The following is a 17,404-nucleotide window of genomic DNA, read 5'->3' as shown; positions in this document are numbered from 1 at the left end:
AAAAGCATCAGGGAAGTTCATGAACCGTCAGCGTTACAAGCTGGTTTTCAACCGGCATCGCGGCCAACTGATGGCCGTTGCAGAAATCGCCTCCAGCATCCAACACCATGGCCGTACGTTGGCCGGTGTCGGCCCAATGCCGGACCTGCTCCCGTCGGCCCTGCGCTTTTCGCTGCTGTCCGTGGCGCTGGCACTGGCCATGAACACGGTGGCGCACGCGCAGATCCTGGGTGACCGCAATGCCCCGCGCAACCAGCAGCCCACGGTGCTGGTCACGCCCAATGGCGTGCCGGTGATCAACATCCAAACACCCAGTGCGGCAGGGGTGTCGGTCAATAGCTACCGGCAATTCGATGTCGGCGCCAATGGCGCCATCCTCAACAATGCGCAAAGCACCACGGCCACCCAGCTCGGTGGCTATGTGGCCGGCAATCCCTGGCTGGCCACGGGCACAGCCAGGGTGATCGTCAACCAGGTCAATTCAGCCAACCCCAGTTATTTGCGCGGCTACCTCGAAGTGGCCGGGGCGCGGGCGCAGGTGGTGGTGGCCAATCCGACCGGCATCACCTGCTCGGGCTGCGGCTTCATCAATGCCAGTCGTGCGACGCTCACCACGGGCGTGCCACAACTCGTCAACGGCAGTCTGGAGAGCTATCGGGTGGCCAGCGGCGCAGTTGGCATCGAGGGCAACGGCATGGACGCCAGCCGCACCGACTACGCCGAGATCATCGCGCGCGCGGTGCAGGTCAATGCCGGCCTCTGGGCGCCGGAACTGAAGGTCAGTACGGGCCTGAACACGGTGAGCGCAGATCACGCCAGCGTGGTTCCTGGCGTGGCGCCCACTGACGCCGCGCCTGCTCTCGCCATTGACGTGGCGCAACTGGGCGGCATGTATGCGGGCCACATCTATCTCACCTCCACCGAGCATGGTGTGGGCGTGCGCAATGCAGGCAGCATCGGCGCCTCGGTGGGGCAGGCCGTGGTGACCGCCGATGGCCGCCTGGAGAACAGCGGCAGCATCACGGCCAATGGCTTGCTGGCGGTGCAGACCACAGGCGGCGTTAGCAACACTGGCGAACTGGGTAGCAATAGCGCAGCCACGCTCAACACCACCACCGTGGACAACAGCGGCAGCATTGCCAGTGGCGGGACGTTGGCCGTGCAAGCGAGCGGGGCGATGCAGAACAGCGGCACCATCGGTGGCGAGGGCAGCGTGCAAATTACCACCGCCAGCCTCGACAACCGCAACAGCATCGGCAGCAGTTCTACCCTGGCGGTGCAGGCCTCCAACGGCATCAGCAACAGTGGTACGTTGCAGGGCACGGGAGATACCAGCATCAATGCTGCCTCCCTGGACAACAGCGGCACCCTGCGTGCGAGCCAGGGCGCATTGAATGTCACCAGCAGTGCCGACACGAACAACAGCGGACACATCGAAGCAGCGCAGTCCGTCGGCCTCAAGGTGGGCAGCCTGGACAACAGCGGTGGCCTTAATGCCGGTGACCGCTTGCGCATCGAAGCCACGCAAGGCGTGACCAACAGCGGCACACTGGGTGCCAATGGCGTTCTAGAGGTCCAGGCCGCGAGCCTGTCCAACCGGGGCACGCTGGCGTCCGCCCGTGATGCGGTCAGCGTCGCGACTAGCGGGACGCTCAGCAATCAGGGCCAGGTCAGTGCGGCGCAATCGCTGACCTTGAACGCCGCCGGCATTGACAACCACAATGGCAACCTCAGTGGCAATGAGGTGCACATTGACAGCCAACACCAGGCTCTCGACAACCGCCAGGGCCAGATCAGTGCGCAGGGTGACCTGCACATCGATAGCGGCACCCTCGACAACGGCGGCGGCAACATCGTCGCGCAAGGCAAGCTCGACATTCGCAGCGGCGACCTCGGCAATGACGACGGCCTGCTGCAAGCGGGCGATGCGCTGACCATCGATGCCGGCATCAACACCATGCGCAACAGCCATTCCGGCAGTACGCGCGGCATCGTCGCGCAAGGTCCGCTGAGCATTGCAGGGGGCACGCTGGTCAATCGCGGCAATGTCTTTTCCAATGGCGACATCAATCTCCAGACTACCAGCCTCGACAACGATGCCGGCGTGATCGTCGCCAATGGCAGCTTGGCGGTGGACAGCAACAGCACCAGTAATTACGGCGGTGCGATGCAGGCCAGGCTGGGCGTGGACATCCAGGCCGGCAGCGGCAGCGTGGACAACAGCGGCGGCCTGATGCGTTCGGACGGTACTGTCAATGTGCAGGCCGCCACCGTGCGCAACGACAACACCCAGGGCCAGGACCAGGGCATGGAAGGTGCCACGGTCAACATCGCAGCGTCCGACATCAGCAACCGCCAGGGTGCGCTGCGTAGCGACACCATTGCGCTCACCGCCAGCAACCGCATCGACAACACAGCCGGTCTCATCTCCGCCACCAATAGCGCCAGCCTGGCCGATGCCAATCCCACCAGCCGCACGCTGGCCGTGGACAACAGCAACGGCACCATCATCGCCGGCCAGCAGACCAGCGTTTTAGCTTATTCCTTCACCGGTAGCGGCAAGCTCTTGAGCCAGAAAGACCTGCGTCTTGATCTGGTGGCGTCGATCCTTCATACCGGCCAGATAGGGGCCACCGGCGACATCGACCTGCGCACGGCCGGCACCTTTACCAATGCCGGCGCGGTCGGTGCGGGCGGCACGCTCACGCTGACGGCCGCCACCATCGACAACCAGGCCAGCGGCTCGCTGGTGGGCAATACGCTGAAACTGAAGGCCACCGATGTCCACACCTTCATCAACCGTGGCCTGATTGATGGCGTCAACACCGTCATCGAGAGCAGCACCGTCAACAACATCGGCACCGGTCGCATCTATGGCGATAACATTGCTATCGGCGCGGATGTCCTGAACAACCAGGATGAGACGGTGGATGGCGTCACCAGCGCGCCGGTCATTGCGGCGCGTAACCAGCTCGACATCGGAGCGGGCGTCATCAACAATAGCGAACACGCGCTGATTTATTCGGCGGGGGACATGGCCATCGGTGGGGCGTTGGACACCAACAAGCGCGCCACCGGTAGTGCGCGCGAGATCAACAATAGCAGCGCCACCATCAATGCGGATGGGAATCTCACCATAGCGGCCGGGACCATCAACAATACCAATGCGCATCTGGAGACGACGGACCAGACAGGGCCGGGTAATCGCATCGTGAGCTATCGCGTCAATGGCTCGTCCACGATGATCGATGGCAGCACGGCCAGCCTGGTCAATCTCGGATCGGGCCAGGTGGTGGGCCCCTACAACTGGCGCGACATGGGGGATGAGGACAACTTCCGCCTGGTCTTGCCCTCGTCAACCTATCCGGCTGAACGCTACGGTCCGCCTTTTACCTACTCAAGGGGAAGCCGCAATGGTGACAACGCCATCGCAGTGGCTTATGTCGAAGCATGGCAGGAAGGCAGCTCTGGCGGTGATGCAAGCATTGTGGTGCACCCGGCCATCATCAACTATGGTGTCACTGACCGCATCTGGCAAGTGATGGGCGTAACGCCGCCAGCAGAAGATCCTGGCCCTGCTCCCGTCATGCCGCGCTCCATCGAGACCTGCTACGAAGGCTGTGTGACGACGCTTCCGAGTGCGGAAGAGATGAACAAGTACAACGCTGACTACGCAGTCTGGAAGCCCAAGTACGACGCCTTCATTTCGGCACTTCAGGAGCTCAACGGCAAGATAGCTGCATTCAACAACGACGTGAGCCATCGCTCCTACCGCGAATGGACCATCTACGACGGCACCGAGCAGATCACCCGTACCGTGGTCACCAAGAGCGATCCGGGCATGATCACCTCGGGCGGCAACATGAATCTGGTGGCGGGCAGCGTCAACAATTACGCCAGCCAGGTCATCGCGGGAGGCACGCTGGCTGGCGATAGCGTCAATGGTACGGCCATCAACAACACCGGCCCGCTGGGCCGCCAGCGCGTGGTCACGACGGGTTCGGCCAGCTACACTTACATCAAGAGTCACGCTTTCAGCGCCGACGACCGCCGCTATGACAATGCGCCTTACCAGTCACAGGACATCGTGACTAACTTCCAGCTGGACATCACTCCGACCAGCGGGACCGGACCGAATCGCCAGAATTCAGTGCGCGCTGTGGCTTCGTCGGTCTCGGGCGCATCGGGTGCAACGGCAGGGGCGGCCAGTATCCGCATTGCCAATCTGGACCTGACGCTGCCCAACAATGCGCTCTACCGCATCAACGCGGGGCCAGCGCAGCGCTATCTGGTGCAGACCGATCCGCAGTTTGTGGGCACGCGCAGCTGGTTGTCGTCGGACTTCATGCTCAACCAGCTGGGCGTCACGTCCAACGTGCGGCAACTGGGCGATGGTTTCTACGAACAGCAACTGATCCAGCGCCAGGTACAGCAGATCACCGGCCAGCGGTATCTGGCCGGATACAGTAGCAACGAAGCGCAATACCAGGCGTTGATGAACGCGGGTGTGCAAGTGGCACAGACCAATCACTACACCGTGGGCGTGGCGCTGACCGATGCGCAGATTGCGGAACTGAAGACCGATATCGTCTGGCTGGTCAAGCAGAACGTCACGCTGGCTGATGGCAGTACGCAGGAAGTGCTGGTGCCGCAGGTCTACATCCATGCCTCCAATGTGGAAGTGACCGGCCAGGGCACGTTGATTGCGGGCAACGACGTGGCCTTCCAGACGGCACAGGATATCGTCAACAGCGGCGGCACGATTGCCGGGCGGCAGAGCGTATCTCTGGCGGGTAACAATGTGCAGAACCTGGGGGGACGCATTAGCGGCAGTGCCGTGACGGTGGTGGCTGCGCAGGACGTCAACAACCTGGGCGGCGCCATCGACGGCAGCAGCAGCGTCACGCTGGCAGCCGGACGCGACATCAACGTCAACAGCACCAGTGTCAGCACCGCCAATGCCGTCACCAGCGGCACCAACATCAACCAGGTCGCCAGTGTCAGCGGCAAGGACATCACGATGGCCGCAGGCCGTGACCTGACGGCCAATGCAGCCGTGGTTGCGGGCACGGGCGACGTCAGCCTGGCCGCAGGCCGCGACGTAACCTTGGGTACGGTCAACGAGAACTTCCGGCAGCAGATCAACTGGGCCAACGACAGCGGCGCCTCGAACTGGGTCGGCACACTGACCGGCCCGAATCTGGTCGACCAGTCCAACGGCGCTCACGGCATCAGCGAGAGCGGCGTGAACCGTGCCACGCTCACCGGCAGCAAGGACGTGAGCACGCAAGTCAGCGGCAACAACATCAGCATTCGGGCGGGCCAGGACATGGTGACCAAGGGCACGCAGATCGTGGCCGATGGTCAACTCAGTGCAGCGGCGGGCCGGGATGTGCGCATCGAGACGGCCAACGAATCGGGTAGCGCACGGGATGAGCACCAGCACAGTTCGAGCGGATTCCTGACGGCCACTTCGGTCAAGACCGATGATTCCAGCAGCTACAGCCGGCAAGTGGGCAGCACCTTCTCGGGGAACACCGTGGCGGTGCAGGCGGGCAATGATGTGAACGTGACGGGCAGCGATGTGGTGTCCACCCAAGGTACAGCGGTGGTAGCGGGCAACAACGTGAACATCGTGGCCGCGACCGACAGCAGTACGCAGCGCAATTTCCGTCAGGAGACCAAGAGCGGGGTGATGGGGGCGGGCTTTGGGGTGACAGTGGGGAGCCGCGTGCAGAGTCAGGACGTGGATGGGCAGAGCCAGACGGCGGCGGCTTCAACTGTAGGTAGCGTGGAGGGCAACGTCAGTGTCGTGGCGGGGAATCGCTATACGCAGGTGGGTAGTGATGTGATGGCGCCGAAGGGGGATGTCGAGATTGCGGCGAAGGCGGTGGAGATTCGGGCGGCGGAGCAGGCAAGCCGGACGGTCACGGAAGACAAGTACAAGCAAAGCGGAGTAACGTTGTCGGTCACCAGTCCGGTGATTTCAGCGATGCAGTCGGTAAACCAAATGGCCGACGCTGCCAGCAAGACCAAGAGTGGGCGCGCAAAGGCATTGGCGGCGGCGACGGCGGGCATGTCGGTCTACAGCGCTGCAGGAGATATGCAGAAAGCGTCGGCAGAAGGCAGCGGCAACATCGGCATCAGCGTGATGCTGGGCAGCAGCCAGAACAGCAGCCGTACCGAACAGAATACGGTGACGCAACGCGGTTCTACCGTTGCTTCGGGTGGCAACATGAGCATCCGCGCCACAGGCGATGGAGCCAACAGCAACATCACCATTGCGGGCAGCGACATCAATGCTCAGGGTGATCTGGCGCTGAAGGCGGACAACGATATCAATCTCATTGCTGCGCAAAATACGGATGAACAGCATAGCGATCGGTCGTCGTCTTCGTGGGGCATTGGTTTTACTGCGCAGTTTGGTACCAAGACCCAGTTTGGTTTTACGGCCAATGCTGCGGGCAGCCGGGGCAATAGTGATGGCAAGGATGTGTCCAACGCCATGACGCAGGTGCGTGCGGGTGGGCAGGTCAATATCGATTCTGGACGCGATACGAATCTGGTGGGTGCCACCGTGGCAGGTGAGCAGGTGGTGGCCAATGTGGGACGTGACCTGAATATTGCCAGTGTGCAGGACACCAGCACCTTCAAGAGTCACGATGAGAGTATTGGTGGTAGTGCCACCATCGGGTATGGCTCGGGAGCTAGCATCAGTGCGAGCCGTAGTCGTGTTGATGCGGATTACGCCAGTGTGGGCCAGCAGTCTGGGATTACTGCGGGTAATGGCGGATTCCAGATCAACGTCAAAGGCAATACAGACCTGAAGGGGGCGCAGATTGCCAGCACGGATCAGGCGGTGGGGCAGGAAAAGAACAGCCTGACGACAGGAACCCTGACCAGCAGTGATATCCAGAATCGGAGTCAATACTCGGCAGAGAGTCAGAGCATTAGTGCTGGCACCTCGCAAGGTAAGCCAGGCGGCGGCATTGGTATCGGGAATGCCTCGGGTAGCGAGACGAGTGTGACGCGCAGTGGTGTTTCTGGTGGTGCTGTGAAGATCACCGATGCACAGGCGCAGCAGGAAAAGACCGGCCAGAGTCCGGATCAGGCCGTGGCCTCGTTGGATGCGTCGGTACGCACCGGCAAGGACAGCAGCAATAGCCTGGCCAAGAACTGGGATGGTAATGAACTGCGTGAGGATGTTGAGGCGCAGGCGAAGATTACGCAGGCGTTTGGGCAGCAGGCTGCCAAGATGATTGGTAGCTATGCCGACGCCAAAGAAGGGGAGCTGCGACGCTCAGCCCTTAAGGCGGCACAGGAGGGTGATCAGGCCGAAGCTGCCAAGTTGAGCGCGGAGGCGGATCAGTGGAAGGAAGGTGGGGCCTATCGCGCCAGTGCGCATGCTGCCATTGGATTGCTGGCCGGTGGTGTTTCGGGTGCGTTGGGTGCAGCAGCAAGTTCAGCGTTGATGCCTGATGTTGCTGAACAGATCAAAAAGCTAGGACTTCCGACGGAAGTGGAGAGTGTTGTATCACTTGCTGCTGCGTCGGGAATCGGTGCTGCGGTTGGAGGAGGCGCTGGTGCGGCGAGTGCCTATAACGTAGATCTGAATAACCGGCAGCTGCACGAAGATAAGATCGCAAAAGAAAAAACTCTTGCTAAACAACTGGCTGTAAAGAGCGCTGGGAAATACACAGTTGACGAAATCGAGCAGGCGTTGCGAACGGCTGAAAATACGGCGCTCGGTGAAGGCCTGTTTAAGGGGGCCGTAATAAAATTAGACGGCAGAACCACAACAGGGGATTTATCCGATGTGGTGGGAATGGTGCTTATTTCCGATGCCCAAGGAAATCGATATCTGGTTCAAACAGGCCTTCAAAATCTACCGCCATTAGAATTGCAAGAATTCATTGTTTCAAACACAAGGGATACCTATAAATGGGCTAATGTTCCGAGCTCAGCTTCAAGCGTTGTAAAAATGGTTAGTCCGTTTGCTTCTGGCTGGAATACCGGTGATTTTTCCGCGGGTATTGCTGGGCCAGGGGGGCTGCCGACACCAGACTATTTATCAGTTCAAGGTGGAGCCTTTGGTGCGAATATAAACGTCGCAGTTAATTTACATAATGGGGCGGTATTTTTTGGTGGAGGAGGCAGCGTACCAATTTCATCGTCGTTGAGTATCAATGCCGGATTTTTGCCTTCTAATTATGGTCTGTCTTCTGAAACAAAGGCTAACGTTACTTCTGAATTCTTAAAGGGGGCGGGTGTAACTACGTCAGGGTGCATATTTATCATTTGTGCCGGCGCAAACCATAGTTTTGGCGGAGGGTGGTCGGGTACGTCAGTAGAATTGGGCTTGGGCAGCGGATTTTCTGCTGGTACCGGAGCCTCCGTTGAGGCGAAGATGGGAAGTAAGAAAGAATGACAAGATTTGAATTATTTTTGGGCGCTGAGAGAAACTTATGGAGCTGAACTTCAGGAAAATCAAAAATCGAACTCTGGCCATATTTATGCCGATCGTTTTGGTAGGTTTTTTTTACTCAATCGTTACGGGGAAAAATGTTGGGCCAACATACAAAAAGCTGGAGATAATAAGGGGGGAAATGAAATGGATTAGGCAGACGCCAAATGGAGACGTAAGAATTTATGCTAACGGAGAAGTCTCCAAGTCTGGCGTCGCGTCCTCATACTTAATTATCGATCCCGATCTTTGGCACTATCCTTCCAAAGAAACTTTTGATGAACGTGGCTGGAAGCCACTGTCGATGGGAGTGTATTGCAAAGAGGGTATTCAGTTGAAGATTACCCCTAGCTCGTATATGGGAAAGACTGCACTTTCTATTGCGATGACTTACGATGATGTGACTTCTGATGCTTGTCACCTTCTGGCTAGAAACTGAGAGCGCTTGGGTAGTTGATCCAACGGCGCCCAAGTTACCAGCGAGAGCGACGTGAGCCGTGCCACGCTCACCGCAAGAGAGGATGTGAGCACGCAAGTCAGCGGTAATTGATGACGCGCATCCTTAGCTCGCTCCACCTCCGCTTGGTGATGCTTCAGCAAGCTTTTTTTCCTAGCAAATCTTCGGGATTCTTGTATTGCCTAACAATTCTGCTGCGGCGAAGGAGGTGAGAGGGTCAATTCGTATAGATTTTGGAGTCCGCCTGGGTCTATCCGACTGGTGGAAACATATCCCATAGTGAACAGCTACTTCTTTCTGCCAGAGCTTGGCTTTTTGAGTATTTCCTCTGCCTGATTAATAGCCAGCAAGCGCAACATCTCTCCAATAGATATTCCGCTTTTGTGTGCCATAGCTTCAACTTGAGCTTGTTCCTCATCGGTCAGATTAATTGAAAATCTGTGACGATTGGGAACAAGGCTAGTAGCAAGTGCCATGACGCTAGTGAAACCTTCGTCACTGAGTTGACGGGTTACGGTCAATAGTTCTTTTTCTCTGTCGGTTAGCTGATCTTCAGCTGAAACACCAGAAAAGAGATAGCGAATATCAACACCAGCCTTAGCCACTGCCGCTAAGTAATCAGAATCCGGTGCGCGTAAACCGCTCTCATAGTTCAACTGAGTATCTCTAGACACTCCACCTAGTTGTGCAAATTTCTCCTGGTTTAGGCCCAGGCGCTTTCTTTCCTCTTTGAGGCGCGACTTGAAATCCGACATTTCTCGACTTTTGGTTTGACTTGTGGGTTTTTGTCCACTATATTTGCGTCATTGCTAGTGACGCACACAAATATTAACTCATGAGTACTCAAGGCCCCTTCCAATCAATAGCTGCGGAGCATAGCTCACAGCCTGTGACTCTTCGTCTGACTACTGAAGAAATTGAAAAGGCCCAAATCTTTGCACGCCGAGACCACCGTACCCGCGCGGCCTTCATCCGTGTGATGTTTCTCCGTGGTTTGGCCTCCTACGAAAAAGAAATCGAATCTGTAACGGTTTGAAAAGGGAGCAAATATGTATCAAGACCCGAAGCGCGTCCGCCAGCATCGCCACATGCTTCGACTCGACGACTATGAACAGAAGCTCGTCGAATCGTTAGCCGCATATCAAGGTGAGCAAGTATCGACTCTCCTGCGTGAGTTAGCGTTACGCCAGGCTGCCGCGATTTTGGCATCAGATGCTAGTGATAGCGTAAGCCGTATTGTCTGATAAACCAAGGCAGCAATAAGTAACTTTTGAGCAACCGTAAATGACTTGGAACGAAATGATGCTATCGGATGAGGAGCGCGAACAAATTGACGCTATCCGCCAGCGTGAAGGACTCGAATCTGTCGACCAGGCACTAGAGTGGCTCGCTAAAACAGCTTTACGTAACGGTGTAAAGCGCGTAACCGGTAAAGGCCGGACGCTCTATGCTGTCATAGGAAATCCGAAATTATGCGTGTAATTAGCCTCCCCTGCCCTCATTGCCAAAGTCCAGTGCGTGCAGCCAAAAGCCGGACGATGTCTACGCTGATGAAGGAAATCACCTATCGGTGCCAGAACGTCGATTGCGGCCATACCTTCGTGGCCACGCTGGAGATTTCTCGTACCGTTTCCCTGTCGGCCATGCCCAATCCCGAGGTGAGCCTTCCCATCTCGCCCCGTGCGTACCTTGCCCCCAAAGGAACAGGCACTGCCTGATTTACTGGTGACCGCCTAGCCGGTCGCTGAACCCCAAATTGACTAAGACCTGTCGTGCGCCCTTTGGCGCACGCGGGATTCGCTCACCCTAAAGAAACCTCACATGGCTCTCGATCAGCAACAGACAACGCTTGCGCTCGCCTCGCTGCGGCTTCGCATGGGCGACGACATCAAAGAATTTCAATGCGCCCAGCGCATGCTGTTGCGCAAGGCGGTACTGCAAGATGAACTGCAGTGGAATGTGATCTGGCAGGGTAAATCTGCCATTGCACATCGCCTTGGCCAGCGTCTGCAGCGTCTCGGCGGTCTGATGGGGGCATGGTAATGCGTACTGTGATCGCTCATGGCATTGCTGTGTTGTTGCTGCTTGCGCCGGCTCTTCTGGCTGCCCTCGGGCTGGTGAAAGGGTAATGATGCGCGGTGCACGAATTAAGGACCATGCGTCATTCCGGCCGGCTGCGGACCTGCTGCGCGAGCGCGCTGCATGGGTGCCCACCCCTCCGGGTAATGAAGCTGCCAAGGCCGAGCTAAGTAAATCCATCTCACTCTTGCGCAATCGCAGGCGGCCCAATCTGCAAACGGGGATTGCTTATTCCTGGGCGGCGATGCCCAAGCCCGTACGCCGGCACATCCTGGCCCTGGCAGGACTCTCGGCGGATCGCTGGGAATGCCCTATTCACTCCTTCACTGAAGCTGAACGCCTGGCCATGCGCCATGCGGTGCTGCGTGCCATTACGACGTATGAAAGAGCTCTCAATGCAGTCTAGAACAGTCGATGCGAAGACCCGGCGTCGGCATCGGGCTTTCGTCGAGTCGCACCAGTTTGCCGGGGAACTGGCACGTATTCCGCTGAAGTGGCGCGGACGTGTCGTGAGCCAGGCACTGGAACTGATGTCGGTATGGCACTGGAACAAGATTTTTGAGCCGGTCGCCGTTCAGTTCGTCCGCGAATTCGCTGAGCAGTATGTGCCGGCCGGCGTGGATCTGTCGCAGGATGATGCTGATATTTGCGCCACGGCCGAGAAAGCCGCCGAGAACGTCAAGAAAGTCTTGTGGAAAGCGATTTCAGATACCCACGCCCGCGACCTCATCGAGCAAGAATGCAGCGACTACGGCATTGATATGCCGGAAGTGGATGATGACGACCTGCGCGCCATCATTGCGCGTGTCGTAGATCCACGCTGGTGGCGCAGGCAACTGCGCAAGGTGGTCGGCCGCGCGTTCGAGGGCGGCAATATCCGTCTTGGCTATGTTCACTATCACGGCGAGCCCTATGCCAGCAATGATGCGGTGCTGTCTCGCCTGGCACAGAACAGAAGAAATGCTGCCGCTCTGGAAGCGACCATTGTGCGCAATGAGGCTGGCCAAGAATTCAGCATTGCTGAGCTGGCGGAGAAGACGACTGCAAATAAGACCATCCGCCGTGGCGAACTCATGCTGCGCATCAATGGTTTCGAGACCATTGCGAAGGAGTGCAACGATCAGGGGCTATTCCTCACCTGGTCGTGCCCATCGCGCTTCCATGCAACGCTGCATACGGGCAAGCCGAATCCGAAATATGACGGCTCGGACCCGCGCACGGCCAATAAATACCTGGGCAAGATGACTGCGCTGGCGCGCTCGGCGCTGGCTCGGCGTGGTATCGGTCTGTACGGCTTCCGTATTGCTGAACCGCATCACGATGGGTGCCCGCACTGGCACATGTTGGTGTTCGTGCGTGCGCTGCCGGACTACACCACACCGCACGTCAAGGACGTGGCTAGCCGCGCTATCCGCATCATGAAGAGATACGCCTGGCGCGTGGATCGCGGCGAACCGGGCGCATTCAAGCGCCGCCTGGATGTGAAGCGAATCGACTGGGCGAAAGGCAGTGCTGCCGGCTATATCGCTAAGTACGTGGCCAAGAACATCGATGGTGTGGCCGACCACAAGACCAAAGAAGGTTACCTCATCACTACTGATATGGCGGGAGACCGTGAGCTGACGGCCTCGGCCCGTGTAGAAGCCTGGGCGGCTCGCTGGGGTATTCGCCAGTTCCAGCAATGGGGTGGCGCACCGGTAAGCGTCTGGCGCGAACTGCGCCGCGTGCCGACAGACATGCTCAAAGAAGCCCCGCCGGCCATGGCCGCTGCCTGGGATGCCGTGCAGAAGGTCGAGGGCGAGAAGCGTGCATGCTGGGCGAGCTACCTGCGCGCCCAGGGTGGCGCACTGGTAAAGCGCGACGACCTGATGGTCACGCTGGCCAAAGAAAACAAGACGGTCACCGGCCGCTATGAAGAGTGCGAACGCGTGATGCCCTATGGCGTGCAATGTCGCCAGATGGTCGGTGTGGTTTTTAAATCTGTTCGTCACACATGGACGCCAGTTCAAGGGCACGACGCCCGCGCATCGGCGGGTTCGGGGTTCCCTTGGACTCGTGTAAATAACTGTACGCAGCCCGCCGCGCCTGCCTTTGCGGCCGATGTGTCCTTTGAGCCGAAGATGGCGCCCGCACCGGTCATGTTCCAGCCCGACCAGGCAGCACAGGTTGAGCATGCCTGGCTCGCGCTGGGCGCATGTCCCTGGCCTCGACCGGTGGTGGACGACATGCCGACATGGCCAGGGCCAGCCATGACCGCCGATGAACAGCGCCGGGCCCTGGCCGCCTGGGATGCCATCAAGGCGTGCCCCTGGCCACGCATGGTGCCGCTGCCGGACAAATCCCCGCGTCGCGGCACGCCGCGCCAGGTTGCGGACTGGCGCGCCGGCCGGCTCGATGTGACCGAACTTCCGATTGATCCCAACCCAACGAAAGGGAACGCCTCATGACCGCGTTTCGTGTCGTCGTGCGCACCGCCAGCGCACGCCATTCCTACACCGCCATCGCAGCCCATAGCTGCGACGTGATCGCCGCCGCCGTCGATCGCTTTGGCGTGTGTTCTGTTACGGCCACCAAGGAGAAGAAGCAATGAATGCACCTGTGAAATTTGATGTGATCGCCACCGCCAGCAAGTCGCGTGACTTCGTGATGCAGCCCCCGCAGTCCCTGGACCGCATCACGTTCAACACACCCGACGATGGTGTGATGGCCGGCTATGTGTCGGTCATTCGTCAGCACCTGGGGAATGGTGAGCGGTTTGCCTGGGTGGAGCTGGACAACGAACTGGCCGGGCAATTCCGTGGCGTGCCACTGGCCGACATCATTACCTGCGATGACGCAGGGAGCGTGCGCCACAACGCTGCGGCCAACGGACATTCACGGCGCTTGTACCTGGCCGACTATAGCGGCAGTCTGGCGAATGACTTGCGGTCGGATTCAACGTCCGCAGAATGATTTCACTGAAAGGGCGGCATCCAGCGAGGTGCCGTCAGGAGAATAAAATGTTCTTGAATAAAACGGACATCGCCGATCTCACGAAGCGCAAGCGAGCGAAGGCACAGCAGAAGCAGCTCAATGCTATGGGCATCCAATACAAGGTGCGGGCCGATGGATCCCTGGTTGTTTTACAGACTCATGTTGAGCGCCTGCTGGGAGGGCTGGAGCCGCCCGTTCGCCAGCGATCTGTCCGTGAACCGAACTGGGAGGTGCTGACAAATGCCTAAGCCGAGAAGTGCGCAACATCGTGGACTGCCGACGCGCTGGGTACTGCACCACGGCGCCTACTACTATCATGTACCGGCTGGCCTTGAGTCGCGGTGGGACGGAAAAAAGAAGTTCCGTCTCGGCAGCACCTTACCGGAGGCATACAGGACCTGGGCGGCACGCCTGGAGAAATTGGATGCGGCAGAAACTGTTGCGCAGTTGCTGGACAGGTACGCCCTGGAAGTGGTGCCGACCAAGGGAGCGAAGCAGCAGCGCGACGGCAATCGATACGTGGGCCGATTGCGTGGGGTGTTCGGTGAGCTGCTGCTCACTGACATCCGTCCACAGCTCATCTATCAGTTCATCGATAAGTCACCGAAGAAGGTCGCGGCGCGCAGGGCGGTGGCGCTGTTGTCACATGCCTTCACAAAAGCAGTGGAGTGGGGCTACACCGACCGGCATCCGTTCATCGGGCAGATGCGCTTGGAAGGGCAAAAAGCCCGTGACCGATACGTGGAGGATTGGGAAATTGTGGAGTGCCTGGCGCTCAAACGGCAGTCGAACGGAGGATCGTCGGGTGTCCCCATCATCCAGGCTTACATGCGCATTAAGCTGCTGACCGGAATTTCAAAAGGGGACCTGTTGCGTCTGGTCCCTTCGGAGGATTTTAAGGAAGACGGCATCCACGTGCAGCGCCGGAAGGTGAAGAATTCGACCGGCAAGCGAACTATTTATGCCTGGACGCCTGATCTGCGCGACGAGGTCTTTCAAGCAATGGAAGCACGGCCGAAAAAGGTCGATCTGCTGTTCTGCACCCGTACCGGGACCAGTTATTACAACGAAGAGAGAGACGATTTCAGCGGTTGGGATTCCATGTGGCAGCGTTTCATGGCCCGCGTGTTGGCGGAAACGAAGGTTACGCAATCCTTCACCGACCATGATTTGCGCGCCAAGTGCGCAAGTGATGCCGACAGCCTGGAACAGGCCCGCGCATTATTGGCTCATGCCGACTCACGGACGACCAGACGAATTTACCGCCGCAAGCCTGAGTTGGTTCAGCCACTCAAAGCGCGATTCGAGTGATAAAAAAGACAACAAAAAAGCCTGCTACGCAGGCTTTTCGCGTTATGGGGCTCGCCTGAGGCAATTCTATTGTTCTGTTGGTCGCGCGACATTCTCTCTTCGAGCTAAGATGTCTGCATTCGGCCAGAAGCGGACTTCTACAAAAACGGGGAGACTATGGAAGTTATTGATAACGAGCCGCACTTCTGGTTTCTTTTCTCAGATGCGGGCTCATTGTTTTTGGACGTAAACTGCGAGCACGATGCGGTAAGTTACAACGTCTTAGTCCAATTGAGTGACCAGGAGCGAGCTGACTATGCAAACGATGGACATGAATATCTCAGCAAGCTAGCCGAAAAGATTAGTTACTCGGCACCCGGTGCTGTAGGTAGTAGCTCAGAATATAAGAACAGAAACGTAGCATTGAGGTATGCCGACGCGATAAATACTGCCTTCAGCGCTTGGCGTGCTAAAGAGTCGAAAAAATAATAGGGTCCGCAATCGGCCAGAAGTGGACCTTCAAGAAACTAATCTTTCGGAGCGTGTTGTATATGGAACTGCGGCGAGAGCTTACCCCCCCATCGCTCGATGAGGAACTCGTCTCCCGGCTCGCTGAGCTGGCTGATGCCCTTGATGGCACTCCCAATGAAGCGCTGCGCGCCGAGTTCAACAGGCTTGCTGGAACAGAACTCGCGATGATTTCTTTCCAAGGCATCCATGGAAGTGAAGATCACGCTAACTTCGTACGCAGAATACTACGCAAGCAGCACATAAAGCCGGTGCCCGATATCACCCGAGCAGAACTTATTGAAATTGTCCGGCGCGCGATGAAACTAGATCGAGGTGGCTTACACGAGGCGTACATGGCTATATTTGACTGTAACGTGTCACGGCTACACGCATCAAACCTCATTTTTTACGCCCCCGACTATGACCACGATAGCGACACATGGGGTGGCGGAAAGCCGATGAGCGACTACGATCCCAGTCCCGAGCAAATCGTCGACTGGGCTCTCGATACGACCGCATCTTGAAGGAGAATTGCTTGGACCAAAGGGCCGCTTTCGGCCAGAAGCAGACGACGTTAATTTGGCATGACATATTAGATGTCTGCTTTCGGCCGCGTGATCCATATTGTGCTTATGAGTCTTTTACGTCCGAAATGAAAGCGGCAAGATGTCTGGCCACTTCATCCGGGCATTCTTCCATGATGAAATGACCACAATCCTCGAGGACATGGCCTCGAACATTCCTGGCGATGCCATTCATTGTGTTGAACAGGCCGGATGCGACCCCGGACTGACCACCTATGGTCATAACCGGCATCTCCAGCATTTGGTTCGCCCTGGCCTTGTTTGCATCCAGTGCATCGCGAGAGAAGGATTCCCGGTAATAGGCGAAAGCTGTTCGCGTGCCGCCCGGCTGAGTATAGGTGCGCACATACTCGTCAACTACCTCGGGGGTAAATACCCATGGACGGGCGGCTTTCTGGGAGAACAGCCAGATAAGATATTCGCGCTCATGCCCACGTACCAGTATCTCGGGTAGATCGGGAATGCGGTTGAAGGCGAAATGCCAGGTTCGCTTGTTGACTTCGTCAGAGGGAATCTCCCCGGTGGCTAGCGGTGAAATCCCCGGTAACGCTGCGTCAAGCAACGTCAGGCTCTTTACGTCGGCAGGCCAGTCCGCCGCATAGGCATACGCAATCCAGGCACCAACGTCGTGACCAGCGACATCCAGTCCTGTCCCCTTAATCAAGCCCAGAAGTTCCGCGAAACGATGTATTTCTGCCGCGACGACTCCGGGATCAAATCCATGGACGGGATGGGCGGAGTCACCCATGCCCCTAGGATCAATGGCTATCACCCGGCGCCCGGCTCGGACAAGTTTTGGAATCACATCTCGCCACGCGTACCAGCTCTCTGGCCAGCCGGGAATCAACAGGATCGGGGCGCCAGAGCCAGCCTCCACGTAGTGAAGCCGAACACCGTCGACATCAATCAGGTGGTGAAGCAACTCAACTTCATCCTCGTGAAGGCCGTAGCTACGATCGGAGTGTTCAGTCGAATTATTTATAGACATAATGGTTCCAAATTAAAGAAAAATAAGACGGTATTGACCGTCCAAAGAAGGGGCATGGC

At 57.9% G+C, this 17,404-nt stretch carries 14 protein-coding genes; 12 read left to right on the top strand and 2 right to left on the bottom strand.

The annotated features are described in order from the left end of the window. Positions 1-19 precede the first annotated feature (19 nt). Positions 20-8,428, top strand: coding sequence for a two-partner secretion domain-containing protein (locus HWE01_RS00515; protein ID WP_241820820.1), 8,409 nt, complete (start codon positions 20-22; stop codon positions 8,426-8,428). Between the two features lie 37 nt (positions 8,429-8,465). After that, positions 8,466-8,903, top strand: coding sequence for a hypothetical protein (locus HWE01_RS00510; RefSeq protein WP_241820819.1), 438 nt, complete (start codon positions 8,466-8,468; stop codon positions 8,901-8,903). A gap of 305 nt (positions 8,904-9,208) precedes the next feature. Here HWE01_RS00510 and HWE01_RS00505 read toward each other — a convergent pair whose 3' ends face one another. Further along, on the bottom strand, positions 9,209-9,676 hold the full coding sequence (locus tag HWE01_RS00505; protein WP_241820818.1) for a helix-turn-helix domain-containing protein: 468 nt from the start codon (positions 9,674-9,676) through the stop codon (positions 9,209-9,211). 529 nt (positions 9,677-10,205) lie between these two features. On the opposite strand from HWE01_RS00505, the gene HWE01_RS00495 reads away from it, so the two are divergent. The 10 genes from HWE01_RS00495 (at position 10,206) to HWE01_RS00450 (ending at position 16,297) form a co-directional block, all read left to right on the top strand. Then, a complete protein-coding gene (locus tag HWE01_RS00495; protein WP_241820816.1) occupies positions 10,206-10,403 on the top strand; it encodes a hypothetical protein in 198 nt (65 codons plus the stop codon). Then, on the top strand, positions 10,394-10,639 hold the full coding sequence (locus HWE01_RS00490; RefSeq protein ID WP_283817497.1) for an Ogr/Delta-like zinc finger protein: 246 nt from the start codon (positions 10,394-10,396) through the stop codon (positions 10,637-10,639). Before HWE01_RS00495 ends, HWE01_RS00490 begins: the two co-directional genes overlap by 10 nt. 103 nt (positions 10,640-10,742) lie before the next feature. Then, positions 10,743-10,964 (top strand): hypothetical protein, encoded by a 222-nt coding sequence (locus HWE01_RS00485; RefSeq protein ID WP_075259306.1) that lies wholly within the window; start codon positions 10,743-10,745, stop codon positions 10,962-10,964. Between the two features lie 85 nt (positions 10,965-11,049). Further along, on the top strand, positions 11,050-11,406 hold the full coding sequence (locus HWE01_RS00480; RefSeq protein WP_241820814.1) for a hypothetical protein: 357 nt from the start codon (positions 11,050-11,052) through the stop codon (positions 11,404-11,406). Further along, positions 11,396-13,447, top strand: coding sequence for a replication endonuclease (locus tag HWE01_RS00475; RefSeq protein ID WP_241820813.1), 2,052 nt, complete (start codon positions 11,396-11,398; stop codon positions 13,445-13,447). The genes HWE01_RS00480 and HWE01_RS00475 overlap by 11 nt, the downstream gene beginning before the upstream one ends. Further along, positions 13,444-13,590 (top strand): hypothetical protein, encoded by a 147-nt coding sequence (locus HWE01_RS00470; protein ID WP_008330650.1) that lies wholly within the window; start codon positions 13,444-13,446, stop codon positions 13,588-13,590. The genes HWE01_RS00475 and HWE01_RS00470 overlap by 4 nt, the downstream gene beginning before the upstream one ends. Then, on the top strand, positions 13,587-13,952 hold the full coding sequence (locus tag HWE01_RS00465; protein WP_241820812.1) for a hypothetical protein: 366 nt from the start codon (positions 13,587-13,589) through the stop codon (positions 13,950-13,952). Before HWE01_RS00470 ends, HWE01_RS00465 begins: the two co-directional genes overlap by 4 nt. A 47-nt stretch (positions 13,953-13,999) precedes the next feature. Next, a complete protein-coding gene (locus HWE01_RS00460) occupies positions 14,000-14,221 on the top strand; it encodes a DUF4224 domain-containing protein (protein WP_241820811.1) in 222 nt (73 codons plus the stop codon). Then, entirely contained in the window at positions 14,214-15,284 is a 1,071-nt protein-coding gene (locus tag HWE01_RS00455) for a site-specific integrase (protein WP_241820810.1), read from the top strand. The genes HWE01_RS00460 and HWE01_RS00455 overlap by 8 nt, the downstream gene beginning before the upstream one ends. Before the next feature lie 524 nt (positions 15,285-15,808). Next, entirely contained in the window at positions 15,809-16,297 is a 489-nt protein-coding gene (locus tag HWE01_RS00450) for a hypothetical protein (protein WP_157174304.1), read from the top strand. Positions 16,298-16,403: 106 nt separating this feature from the next. Here HWE01_RS00450 and HWE01_RS00445 read toward each other — a convergent pair whose 3' ends face one another. Next, positions 16,404-17,345 (bottom strand): alpha/beta fold hydrolase, encoded by a 942-nt coding sequence (locus HWE01_RS00445; RefSeq protein WP_241820809.1) that lies wholly within the window; start codon positions 17,343-17,345, stop codon positions 16,404-16,406. Positions 17,346-17,404: the final 59 nt, after the last annotated feature.

The organism is Herbaspirillum sp. C7C8 (genome assembly GCF_022627875.1).
Lineage (GTDB): Bacteria > Pseudomonadota > Gammaproteobacteria > Burkholderiales > Burkholderiaceae_D > Herbaspirillum.
The sequence above is the reverse complement of the archived record's forward strand: the minus strand, read 5'-3'. Positions and strand labels throughout refer to the sequence as shown.